This is a genomic window from Stenotrophomonas sp. KH_029 (genome assembly GCF_057839765.1).
On the sequence record NZ_CM174498.1, the window covers coordinates 2,637,789 to 2,649,903 of the forward strand.

The 12,115-nt window shown below is 67.5% G+C and carries 10 protein-coding genes; 3 read left to right on the plus strand and 7 right to left on the minus strand.

Annotated elements, in window-relative coordinates; translation table 11 throughout:
* Window positions 1-92: 92 nt before the first annotated feature.
* A complete protein-coding gene (gene lpdA / locus AC3ITM_RS11945) occupies window positions 93-1,529 on the plus strand; it encodes a dihydrolipoyl dehydrogenase (RefSeq protein WP_489265243.1) in 1,437 nt (478 codons plus the stop codon).
* A gap of 283 nt (window positions 1,530-1,812) precedes the next feature.
* Here the strand turns inward: lpdA and AC3ITM_RS11950 are convergent, their stop codons facing one another.
* From AC3ITM_RS11950 to AC3ITM_RS11980, 7 genes are all read right to left on the minus strand, one after another.
* The gene (locus AC3ITM_RS11950; RefSeq protein WP_489265245.1) at window positions 1,813-2,031 is read right to left on the minus strand and encodes a hypothetical protein; all 219 of its coding nucleotides are present in this window, start codon (window positions 2,029-2,031) and stop codon (window positions 1,813-1,815) included.
* Window positions 2,032-2,223: 192 nt separating this feature from the next.
* The gene (locus AC3ITM_RS11955; protein WP_489265247.1) at window positions 2,224-3,648 is read right to left on the minus strand and encodes a replicative DNA helicase; all 1,425 of its coding nucleotides are present in this window, start codon (window positions 3,646-3,648) and stop codon (window positions 2,224-2,226) included.
* Window positions 3,649-3,837: 189 nt separating this feature from the next.
* On the minus strand, window positions 3,838-4,398 hold the full coding sequence (locus tag AC3ITM_RS11960) for an NADPH-dependent FMN reductase (protein ID WP_489265248.1): 561 nt from the start codon (window positions 4,396-4,398) through the stop codon (window positions 3,838-3,840).
* 142 nt (window positions 4,399-4,540) lie between these two features.
* On the minus strand, window positions 4,541-6,484 hold the full coding sequence (asnB, locus tag AC3ITM_RS11965; protein WP_489265249.1) for an asparagine synthase (glutamine-hydrolyzing): 1,944 nt from the start codon (window positions 6,482-6,484) through the stop codon (window positions 4,541-4,543).
* A 3-nt stretch (window positions 6,485-6,487) separates the two neighbouring features.
* Window positions 6,488-8,767: a thiamine pyrophosphate-dependent enzyme gene (locus AC3ITM_RS11970; protein ID WP_489265250.1), complete on the minus strand. Its 2,280-nt coding sequence runs from the start codon at window positions 8,765-8,767 to the stop codon at window positions 6,488-6,490.
* A gap of 92 nt (window positions 8,768-8,859) precedes the next feature.
* Window positions 8,860-9,405, minus strand: coding sequence for a GNAT family N-acetyltransferase (locus AC3ITM_RS11975; protein ID WP_489265251.1), 546 nt, complete (start codon window positions 9,403-9,405; stop codon window positions 8,860-8,862).
* Between the two features lie 485 nt (window positions 9,406-9,890).
* On the minus strand, window positions 9,891-10,721 hold the full coding sequence (locus AC3ITM_RS11980; protein WP_306433099.1) for a glycine zipper 2TM domain-containing protein: 831 nt from the start codon (window positions 10,719-10,721) through the stop codon (window positions 9,891-9,893).
* Window positions 10,722-10,881: 160 nt separating this feature from the next.
* On the opposite strand from AC3ITM_RS11980, the gene AC3ITM_RS11985 reads away from it, so the two are divergent.
* Both AC3ITM_RS11985 and AC3ITM_RS11990 read left to right on the plus strand, forming a co-directional pair.
* Window positions 10,882-11,106 (plus strand): DUF6116 family protein, encoded by a 225-nt coding sequence (locus AC3ITM_RS11985; RefSeq protein WP_489265253.1) that lies wholly within the window; start codon window positions 10,882-10,884, stop codon window positions 11,104-11,106.
* Complete coding sequence (locus tag AC3ITM_RS11990) at window positions 11,103-11,867, plus strand: TatD family hydrolase (protein WP_489265254.1); 765 nt, start codon at window positions 11,103-11,105, stop codon at window positions 11,865-11,867. The genes AC3ITM_RS11985 and AC3ITM_RS11990 overlap by 4 nt, the downstream gene beginning before the upstream one ends.
* Window positions 11,868-12,115: the final 248 nt, after the last annotated feature.

Genomic DNA, 12,115 nt, shown 5'->3' on the forward strand with positions numbered 1-12,115 from the left:
TGCTGGTTTCAGGGTGCGACCCCTGCTCTCCCCCCGGCGCCTGCGCGCCACCGGCTTCGACCGAAGCTCGGGAATGCAACAAGGAACTATCAATGGCTGAACAATTCGACGTCGTCGTCATCGGTGCCGGCCCGGCCGGCTACCATGCCGCCATCCGCGCCGCGCAGCTGGGTCTGAAGACCGCCTGCATCGACGCAGCCCTGGGCAAGGACGGCAAGCCGGCCCTGGGTGGCACCTGCCTGCGCGTGGGCTGCATCCCGTCCAAGGCGCTGCTGGATTCCTCGCGCCAGTTCTGGAACATGGGCCATATCTTTGGCGACCACGGCATCAGCTTCAAGGATGCCAAGATGGACGTCGAAGCGATGGTTAGCCGCAAGGACAAGATCGTCAAGCAGTTCACCGGCGGCATCGGCATGCTGTTCAAGGCCAACAAGGTCGCCGCCTACTACGGCTTTGGTGAGCTGCAGCCGGGCAACGTGGTCAAGGTCACCCAGCACGACGGTTCCATCGTCGAGCTCAAGGGCACCAACGTGATCATCGCCGCCGGGTCGGACTCGATCGAACTGCCGTTCGCCAAGTTCGACGGCGACACCATCGTCGACAACGTCGGCGGCCTGGACTTCACCGAAGTGCCGGCCCGCCTGGCGGTGATCGGCGCCGGCGTGATCGGCCTGGAACTGGGTAGCGTGTGGAAGCGCCTGGGTTCGGAAGTGACCATCCTCGAAGCCCTGCCGGAGTTCCTGGCCGCCGCCGATGCCGAAGTGGCCAAGGCCGCCGCCAAGGAATTCAAGAAGCAGGGCCTGGACATCCGCCTGGGTGCCAAGGTGTCCAAGGCCGAAGTGACCGGCAAGGGCAAGAAGAAGGAAGTCGCCCTGACCTACGCCGATGCCGAAGGCGAAAAGAGCCTGATCGTGGACAAGCTGCTGGTGGCCGTTGGCCGCCGCGCCGCCACCAAGGGCCTGCTGGCCGAAGGCACCGGCGTCAGGATCAACGAGCGTGGCCAGATCGAAGTAGACGACCATTGCCACACCGGCGTGGACGGCGTCTGGGCGGTCGGTGACTGCGTGCGCGGCCCGATGCTGGCGCACAAGGGCTTCGAGGAAGGCATCGCGGTGGCCGAACTGATCGCCGGCCTGCCCGGCCACGTCAACTTCGACACCATTCCGTGGGTCATCTACACCGAGCCGGAGCTGGCCTGGGTCGGCAAGACCGAGCAGCAGCTCAAGGCCGAAGGCATTCCGTACAAGGCCGGCAGCTTCCCGTTCGCCGCCAACGGCCGCGCCGTGGCCATGATCGAGCCGGCCGGCTTCGTCAAGGTGCTGGCGCATGCCGAGACCGACCGCGTGCTGGGCATGCACCTGGTCGGCGCCAACGTGTCCGAACTGGTCCACGAAGGCGTGCTGACCATGGAGTTCAACGGTTCGTCCGACGACCTGGCGCGCATCTGCCACGCCCACCCGTCGCTGTCCGAAGCGGTGCATGACGCGGCCATGGCCGTGAGCAAGCGCGCGATCCATAAGGCGAACTGAAAACTCCGGTGGTGCCGGCCGCTGGCCGGCGTTGCCTGGAAACGAAAAACCCCGCCAAGGCGGGGTTTTTTGTGGGCAACACGACCTACCGCGAGCATTCGGACCATCGCCGCGGACTGAATGCCTTGGTAGGGTCGGTTCCCGAACGACTGCCGATGGCGTTCCCGCGCCCGGTAACGCATGACAATGAACGAGGCGATGCTTATCTCCGGTCGGGACCATGCGTTCGCCGCGATGATCGGCGCCATCGGCAGTCGTTCGGGAACCGCCCCTACCAGAGCCGTCAGGCCGCCAGCGGCCGGCTACCACCACCCAGCAGCCGTGCCGGCAGCATCAACAGCGCGCGCAGGAACGCGAACAGCGCCGAGAAGGTGATGCCGACCAGGCGAAACGGCAGGCTGACCAGCCACACCAGCGGCCAGGCCAGCAGGGCCAGGATCGCCAGCGGCCAGCACAGCACCAGCAGCAGGCACCACACGCCCAGCGCGAACAGGGTTTTCATCGTCGGTCTCCGTCGGCGGCACCCCGCCGCCCGCATAACACCATCGCGCCCTGTCCGGGCACGATGCAACCGTTCTGCGACGAAACCGGTAATAAGCCGATGAAACGGTAGTGCCGGCCGCTGGCCGGCTCTGCACGATGACAGTTCCCATAGGAGCCGGCCAGCGGCCGGCACTACCGTAGCGCTTCGGCGCTACTCGAACGAACCGACCGAATCGTGCGACAGGTTGTCGAACCGGGTGTACTCACCGAAGAACTTGAGCTTGCACGAGCCGGTCGGGCCGCCTCGGTGCTTGCCGATGATGATCTCGGCAAGGCCCTTGTCCGGCGAGGTTTCCTTGTTGTAATAATCGTCGCGGTAGATGAACACGATCATGTCCGCGTCCTGCTCGATAGCGCCCGATTCGCGAAGGTCGGCCATCACCGGGCGCTTGTCGGTACGCGTTTCCAGCGAGCGGTTGAGCTGGGACAGCGCGATCACCGGCACGTTCAGCTCCTTGGCCAGGCCCTTGAGCGAACGCGAGATCTCCGAAATTTCGGTGGCGCGGTTTTCGCTGTTGCCCGGCACGCTCATCAGCTGCAGGTAATCGATCACGATCAGGCCCAGGTCGTGCTCGCGCTTGAGCCGGCGGCACTTGGAACGCAGGATCTCCGGCGACACGCCCGGCGTGTCGTCGATGAAGATCTTGGTTTCCTTCAGCATCCGGATCGCGCCGGTAACCCGGCTCCAGTCTTCGTCTTCCAGCTGGCCGGTACGCAGGCGCTGGGCATTGATGCGGCCGTTGGAGGAAATCAGGCGCATCGCCAGCTGCGAGGCCGACATTTCCATCGAGAACACCGCCACGCCCTTCTTGGACTTGATCGCGGCGTACTCGGCGATGTTCAGCGCCAGGGTGGTCTTGCCCATCGCCGGACGCGCGGCCAGGATGATCAGGTCGGTCGGCTGCAGGCCGGAGGTCATCGCATCGAAATCGGTGTAGCCGGTCGGCAGGCCGGTGATGTTGCCGCCGTTCTCGAAGCGGTTGCGCAGCTCCTCGAAGGCATCCTTCAACGCACCGGGCATGGCTACGAAATCGGTGCGCCCGCGCGCGCCCTGCTCGGCGATGGCGAACACCGATTTTTCCGCCGCCGACAGCAGCTCGCTGCTTTCACGGCCCTCGGGCTGGAAGCCGTCGTTGACGATGTCGGTGCCGACCTGGATCAGCTGGCGCAGCACCGCCTTGTCGCGCACGATCTCGGCATAGGCGGCGATATTGGCCGCCGACGGCGTGGTGCTGGCCAGTTCGATCAGGTAGGCGCCGTCGCCGACCAGCTCCATCCGCCCCTGCGATTCGAACCATTCGCCCAGCGTCACCGCATCGAACGGGCGGTCGCGCTCGGACAGCTCGCGGATCGCGCGGTAGATCATCTGGTGGTCGCGGCGGTAGAAGTCGGTCTCGGTCAGCTGGTCGTTGATCCGGTCGTAGCTTTCCGGGGCCAGCATCAGCCCGCCCAGCACCGCCTGCTCGGCCTCGATCGAATGCGGCGGCACGCGCAGCTGGTCGATCCGCGATTCGTCGCGGTCGAAGCGGTCACCGCGATCTTTGCGGTCGGAACGGAAGCCAGAGCGGGCGGACATGTCGGGGCGTACTTCCTGCAGTGCGGAGCATGGGGCATGGTAGGCACGGAGCGACCGCCACAGCCATGCATAACCCTGTGGATAAGCGGTGGATGAGCTGGGCATACCTGCATGGCGGGCATGCATCGCCGCGCGTGCCGCACGACCGCTGGCCGTGCGTCCGGCGCCATTATCGCAGAAGCACCCGGCTCAATGCTGACTGCCGTGGGTGGCGATCCAGGCCAGGAAAGTGTCCATGAAGCCCTGCAGGAACTGCTGCGTGCCCTCGTTGGCGATGTTGCCCGCCTCGTCGATCAGGCCGTCCTTGAAGTGCAGGAACACCTCCGGCTGGCCCAGCACCGGCATATCCAGGTAGGCCAGCACGTTGCGCAGGTGCTGCTGGGCCAGCGCGGTGCCGATCACCCCGATCGAGGCGCCCACCACGGCGGCAGGCTTGCCGGCGAAGGCGCTGTCGCCATACGGGCGGGAGCCCAGATCGATGGCGTTCTTGAGCACCCCGGGGATCGAGCGGTTGTATTCGGGGGTGACGAACAGCACCGCGTCGGCGTCGCGGATCTGCTGCTTCAGGCGCACGCCCTGGGCAGGATAGTCCTTGTCGAAGTCCTGGTCATAGAGCGGCAGGTCGCCGATCTGGACATGCTCGAAACGCGCCTTGCCGGCGGCCAGTTTCTCCAGCGCATGAGCCAGCGCCTTGTTGTGCGAGCCCTTGCGCAGGCTGCCAACCAGTACCGCGATCTTCACTTCGGCCATGGGGAGGTCTCCGTTGGGGGAAAGACCAGCCTAGGCGGAGGCACCGTTGGCGCCGGTGAAGACGGCAGGTCCGGCACCACCATTGGGGCGTTGCGGCAGTCGATCCGGAGGCTGCCTGTCCGTTACGCGCCTGCGTACCGCCTCACGTCCGCAGCACGGCCGCCCGCACCTGCTGCCAATGCGCCTGCCAGGCCTGGAACATCAGCACGTTCCACAGGTGGGTATGCCACTTGCGCTCGCCCTGCTGGAACTGCTGCCACAACGGCACCACCGCCTCGACGTTGAACACGCCTTCGGCGGCCAGCCGCGCCGGATCCAGCAGGTCGTCGGCCCAGCCGCGCAGCTCGCCCCTGAGCCAGGCACTGACCGGTGCGCCGAAGCCGCGTTTGGGCCGGTGCACCATGTCCTGCGGCACATAACGGCCCAGCACGCGCTTGAGCAGGTACTTGCTGACCCCGTCGCGGTGCTTCATCGACAACGGCAGCGACCAGGCGAATTCGGCCACCCGCCAGTCCAGCAGCGGCGCGCGCGCCTCCAGGCTGACCGCCATGCTGGTGCGGTCCACCTTGCACAGCAGGTCGTCGGGCAGGTAGGTGGAAAAATCGGCCAGCATCATCGCGTCGGCCGGCGAACCGGCACCGTGCAGCGGGTCGGCCAGGTCATAGAAACTGCTGGCGCCGTGCGCGCCCTGCACCGCCGCCACCGGGTCGCGCCAGCGCGAGATGCGGTTGCGGTAGACATCGCCGATGCCGCGCGCGCCGGTTTCAGCCAGCAACGCGGCCAGCCCGCCGGTACGCGAGGCCTCGCCCTGCGTATGGGCGTGGCTGGCCATCCAGCGCCGCAGCGGCGCCGGCACCTTGCCGAGCAGGTTCCAGTTGCGCAGCGCGCGCTGGTAGCGGCTGTAGCCGAAGAACAGTTCATCGCCACCGTCGCCGGACAGGGCCACGGTCACCGCGCCGCGGGCCAGCCTGGCCACCAGCGCGGTGGGCACCTGCGAGGCGTCGGCGAAGGGTTCGTCGAACATCGCCGGCAGCTGCGGCACCACCGCCAGCGCATCGGCGCCGCTGACGTACAGCTCGGTGTGGTCGGTGCCCAGGTGAGTCGCCAGCGCCTTGGCCAGCGGTGCCTCGTCGTGGTCCGAATCCTGGAAGCCGATGCTGAAACTGTGGATCGGGGTGGACGACTGCGACTGCATCAGCGCGGCCACCACCGACGAATCGGTGCCGCCGGACAGGAACACCCCGACCGGCACATCGGCCACCATGCGCAGCCCGACCGCATCGCGCAGCAAGCCGTCCAACTGGTTTTCGGCATCGTCGTCGCTGCCGATGAACGGCAGCGCGAGCGCCTGCTGCATGCGCTCGCGCGCGTTCCAGAACGGCACCTGCTGCTGGTCGGGCCGGTGCGCGGCAGGGCCGGCGGCCACGGCGGCCGCGTCCAGCCGCAGCAGCCGGCCGGGCATCAGCTTGAAGCAGTCGCTGTGGATGCAGTGCGGCGCGGGAATGTAATCCAGCCGCAGCAGCAGGGTCAGCGCATCGCGGTCGACCCCGTTGTCGAAGTCCGGGTGCTGCCACAGCGCCTTCAACTCCGAGCCGAACACCAGGCTGGCGCCGGCCCAGCCGTAATACAGCGGCTTCTTGCCGACCCGGTCGCGGGCCAGCCACAGGCACTGCTCGGCGCGGTCCCACAGCGCGATGGCGAACATGCCGTTGGCGCGCTGCAGGGTCTCATCCAGGCCCCAGGCCACGAATGCGGCCAGCAGCACCTCGGTGTCCGAATGGCCACGGAAGTGGTGCCCCATCGCTTCCAGCTCGGCGCGCAGCACCGCGAAGTTGTACACCTCGCCGTTGTAGGCCAGGACGTAGCGGCCATCGTCGGAGGCCATCGGCTGGTGGCCCAGCGGCGACAGGTCCAGGATGCTCAGGCGCCGGTGCGCCAGCGCGATGCCGCTGGCCGGATCGGCCCATACCCCGCTGTCGTCGGGCCCACGGTGCACCATCGCATCGCCCATGCGCTGCGCCAATCGTTCCAGCGCCGCCTGCTCCAGTTCCGGAGCGGGCAGCAGCATTCCAGCCAATCCACACATGCGTCAGAGATCCTGCGCCAGAACCCGGGCGGCGCCTACCAGGGCATTGTCGCTTGGAAGCACGCACATTGCTGCCCCCGCCAGCGGGGTATAGGTGTCGGCCCCGCAGACCCGCTGCAGCGGCAGGTGGCCCAGCCCGGCCTCAACCAGCGCAGTGATCACGCCCTCGCCCACCCCGCCACTGTGCCGGCCCTCGTCCACCACCAGCACCCGCTGCGCGTCGGCGGCCTGTTCGGCGATGAAGGCGGCATTGAGCGGCACCAGCCAGCGCAGGTCCACGACCCGTACCTGCCAGCCCAGTTCCTGGCCGATGCTGCGCGCCGCGCGCAGGCTCATCGGCACGCCATTGCCATAGGTGAAGATCACCAGGTCGCTGGCGTCGGGCGCATATACCCGGCCCTGCCCCGGCAGCAGGGTCTGCTCCGGCGCGGGGTACGGGAACAACCACTGGCCATCGCCGGGCTCGTACAGATCCTTGGTCATGTACAGCGCGATCGGCTCCAGGAACACCGACACCCGCCCGTCCACCTGGGCCAGCGCGGCCAGGGTGCGCAGCATCATCGCCGCATCGTCGCCGCGCGACGGGCAGCCGACCACCAGGCCGGGGATGTCGCGCAGCGCGGTGATCGAGTTGTCGTTGTGGAAATGCCCGCCAAACCCCTTCTGGTAACCGAGCCCGGCGATCCGCACCAGCATCGGGTTGCGGTACTGGTCGTTGGAGAAGAACTGCAGCGAACAGGCTTCGCCACGCAGCTGGTCGGCGGCATTGTGCAGGTAGGCCAGGTACTGGATTTCCGGGATCGGCAGCATGCCCAGGTTGGCCAGGCCCTGGGCCATGCCCAGGATCATGGTTTCATCCAGCAGCGTGTTGAACACCCGGCGCGGCCCGAACGCCTTGAGCAGGCCCTTGCTGACCGTATACACCCCGCCCTTGTGCGCCACGTCCTCGCCGAACAGCAGCGTGGACGGGTACTTGGCCATCAGTTCGTGCAGGCCCTGGTTGATCTGGATGGCCAGGTGCCGCGGCGGTTGCCGCTCGGGCAGCTGCGCCTGGCTGCCGAACGCGGCAAGGCGCGCCTCGGGCGCGGCGACACGGCCGGCTTCTGCCTGCACCGCGGCCGGCGAATACGGCGCCAGCGGCGCCATGATCTGCGCCAGTCCTTCCAGCTTGGGCCGGCGATCGGCCTCTGCGGCGGCGGCAAAACAGCGCACGCGCATCGCTTCGTAACGTTGCAGCACCTGCTCCGGGCGCATCCAGCCCGAGGCCATGGCGATCTGCGCCGAGCGCAGCAGCGGGTCGGCCGCCTCGGCCGCGCACAGTTCCGGCAGCGGCCGCCATTCGATTTCGAAATCGGTACCGGCATGGCCCATCAGGCGCGTGGTGCGCAGGTGCAGGAAGGTCGGCCGGCGCGTGTGCCGGCAATGGTCCAGCGCGCGTTGCACCTGGGCATGGCCGGCGGCCAGGTCCAGGCCGTCGGCGTAGAAGTAGTCCAGGCCCGGGCGGTGGCTGAAGCTCTCGGCAATCCAGCCGTCGGGGGTCTTGACCGAAATGCCGATGCCATTGTCTTCGCAGATGAACAGCACCGGCGCCGGCAGCCGCTGGTAGGCGGCCCAGGCCGCAGTATTGAACGCGGTCTGCGCGGTGGCGTGGTTGGCCGAGGCATCGCCGAAGGAGCAGATCACCACGCTGTCGGCCGGAATCGGCAGCGTGTGGCCGATCCGGCGCGCGCTTTCGATCGCCATCGCCGTGCCCAGCGCCTTGGGCAGGTGCGAGGCGATCGTCGAGGTCTGCGGCAGCACCCACAGCGGCTTGCTGCCCCACACCTTGTGCCGCCCGCCACTGGCCGGGTCGTCGCCGCTGGCGGCAAACGACAGCGCCGCGTCCATCACCGGGTCCATCCCCGGCAGCTTGGCGAAGCGCTCGGCCATGAACGCGCCGGAGCGGTAATGCAGGAATGCCGGATCGGTGTGCCGGGCCAGCCGCGCGACCAGCGCGTTGCCTTCGTGGCCGGACGAACCGATGGTGTAGAAGACCTTGTTCTGCACGCGCAGTACGCGCGCCATCAGGTCCAGGTGGCGGCTGACCAGCTGCGACTGGAACAATGCATCGAAGCCCTGCGCATCCAGCGTGCTGCCGGGCAGGATCGGTGCATCCGGCGCCGGCCGCGGGGCGGCCTCACCGCGCCACTGCTGGACGAATTCAATGAAATTGGCATCGCAGACCTCGGCCCGGTTCAGGCCCTTCATGCGTGCGGGAATCGGATCGGGAACCACGGCAAACATCCATCAGCCTCCGTGACACGCGGCCAAAGCGACCACGCCCGAAGTCTGGCTGCAACCTGCGCCGCTTGCCAAGCGCGGGTGCAGCATGGCGCTCAGCCGGCGCGGCGCGCCCGCCACTGCGCGCGCGACTGGCCCCAGATCTCGATCGGTTTGCCATCGTGCGGCGGCGGCAGCTCATCCATGCGCAGCAGGGTGCTGCCGAGCTTGCGCGCGACTACCTTGGAATTTTCGTTGGCCGGATCGATGCTGTGGATGACCTCGTCCCAGCCCAGCGCGTCGAACGCCCAGTCGATGCTGGCGATCGCCGCCTCCGGCGCATAGCCCTTGCCCCAGTGCGCGCGACTGATGCTCCAGCCCACTTCGGGGCCCGGCCAGTCCAGCGGCTGCCACGGGCCCATCCGCCCGACCCAGTCGCCGCTGCTTTTTTCGATCACCGAGAACATCGAAAAGCCGTACAGATGCCAGCTGCCGGCCAGGCAGCAGAAGCTGCGCCAGGCCTGCGAGCGGGGCTGTACGCCACCGAGGTGCTGCATCACCTGCGGGTCGGCGCAGAACTGCAGGAAGGCGTCGAAGTCTTCGACGCGGGGTGGGCGCAGGATCAGCCGGTCGGTCTCCAGGCGCAGATCGAAGATGCTCATGCAGGTTCCTTGGAATAAGCCGATCTGGATCTTCGCAGAAGGCGCAAGGGTAGGCCAATGGGTGCTGGCCGGATCTGCAAGAAGCCAAGGCAGGATCAAACGCGTTTCGTGCCCCTTCGGGGCGCGAGTCACTTTCTTGCTCGTGCAAGAAAGTAACCAAAGAACACGCCCCCGTCCGCTCGCCGCCGGGCGTTGCCCGTCGGTGCCCTGCGCTTCTCGCGTCATCGGGGGACGGCGCGGAACTCGCTGCGCTCAGACACCCGCGCCTCTTCGCCCCCGATGCCGCTGCGATGCTCGGCTCGCTCCAAGGGGGGGCAGGTCAAAATCACGAGCAACGGCACCAGCAGCCGGGCATAGCCCGGCTCTACGAGCAAGGATGGTGATCGCAGCATCAGCATTCGCCCGCAGCGTGCGCCATCTCCCTCTTCCCAAACGCAACAGGCCGGCTTTCGCCGGCCTGTCGCCTTACGCATCTCACCACGCGGTTACTGCTTGTTCGAATCCAGCGCCGCGGTCTGGGTGACCAGCTGGCCATCGACCACCGGCAGGCGGTCGCTGCTCGGCTTGTTGTCCATCTTCACCGTCTTTTCCACGCCGTCGTAACGGTAGGTCACGTTGTAGCCGGTGACCGCATTGGTGGTGCCCATCGGAATGCGGTTGCCCGGCTTGCTGGCCATGCGCATCGTCCCGGTGGTGCCGTCCTCATTGCGGTAGGTCACGTTGTAGCCGGTCACCTTGGTGGACTCGGAGGTCGCCGTTTCGGTATGGCACTGGCGCTCGGTGCGGTTGACCACGCGGCCGCCCACATGGCGCTTGTCGACCTGATTGCCGATCAGGCCGCCGGCCACGGCACCGGCTGCGGTGGCGGCCTTCTTGCCGTTGCCGCCACCGACCTGGTTGCCGAGCAGGCCGCCGATCACCGCACCAGCCACCGTGCCGCCGACATTGCCGTCGCGCTCGGGCAGGCGCTCCTGCACCACCACGTCCTGGCAGACCTCATGCGGGGTCTGGGTGGTGGAGGTCTGGCGCACCGGCTCGGTGCCGATCACGGTGGCGTAGGCCTTTTCCTTTCTGGTCAGCGGGTCGACCTTGACCACGTCGGCGTATTCCAGCCTGCCGGCCTTGTCTTCCACGGCCAGCGCATCGGTGCGGGCACCGTCGTCGGCCAGCGGAGAGGTGTCCAGGTTGGGCCGGGTCTGTGCTGCGGTCACCGCGTCGGACGAAGAATTGCCGCTCTTCATGAAAGCAGCGGTGGCGATACCGCCGACAAGCAGCGCGCCAGCGGCGACCAAAGCAGTAGTAGTTGTACTTTTCATAACCGGCTCCTTGCGGACCATCCGCAACGTTCTTGAGCGAATTCCAGCACGTCGACCCTGAACGGAATCTCCACATTCCGTACACGCCACCTTTCCCCATTCAGGTTCTGTCGCAACGGGGCTCGTGATAGCGTTTACAGCATCTGTCGAGGAGAGCGTCATGGCCAACCCCCTGCTGCTGCCGGTGCTGGAATGGGCGCGCCGGCTGCGCTACCCCACGCTGTTCAAGCTGACCGCCGGCCTGTTCGCGCTGACCCTGTTCATTCCCGACCCGGTGCCGTTCGTCGACGAGATCCTGCTCGGGATGGGCACGCTGCTGCTGGCCAACTGGAAAAGCCGCGGCGCAGTGACGCCGCCTGCCCTGCCGGGCAAGCGCCGCGCGTGATCCTGGTCGACAGTCATTGCCACCTCGACGCCGGCGAGTTCGACACCGACCGCGCCGAGGTGATCGAACGCGCGCGCGCCGCCGGCGTGCGCACCCAGGTGGTGCCGGCGGTGACCGCCGCCAGCTGGCCCAAGCTGCGCGATACCTGCCGGCCCGCCGATGGCCTGTACCCGGCCTATGGGCTGCACCCGATGTTCCTGGCTGAGCACCGGGCCAGCGATCTCGACGACCTGCGCGGCTGGATCGAGCGCGAGCGCCCGTGCGCGGTGGGCGAATGCGGGCTGGATTTGTTCGTCGAGGGACTCGATGCGGAGCTGCAGCAGCAGTACTTCGTGGGACAACTGCGGCTGGCGCGCGAGTTCGACCTGCCGGTGATCGTGCATGCCCGTCGCGCAGTGGACGCGGTGATCGCGGCGATCAAACAGGTGGGCGGGCTGCGCGGGGTGGTGCACAGTTTCCCGGGCAGTCCGGAGCAGGCCGGGCAGTTGCACAGACTGGGCTTCCTGCTGGGCCTGGGCGGTCCGTTGACCTACGACCGTGCGCAACGCCTGCAGCGGCTGGTGGCACAGATGCCGCTGGAACAGCTGCTGCTGGAAACCGACGCACCCGACCAGCCCGATGCCGGCATCCGCGGCGAGCGCAACGAACCCGCACGACTGCCGGTAATTCTGGAAACCGTCGCACGCCTGCGCGGCCAGCCAGCCGAGGACATCGCCGCCCAGACCACGGCGAACGCGAAGCGGCTGTTCGGCCTGCCATAACGGCGCCCACCGCTCACAACTGCCGCAAATCCTATAGGCCATTGGCCGGCTGCCGGAAAACCCGGCCACACCCAAGGCCGCCGACCCAACGCTTGCCTGTAGTGCGCCGGGACGGATGGGTTGGCGGGACACGCCGTGAATCCATCCGTGGAGGCTCCGCCACCGCATCCATGCGGTGGAGGGTCCCGCCAACCCACACGCCCCCGCCCTGCTCGGACAGGCGTTGACCTGGCGGCTGTTTGGCTTCG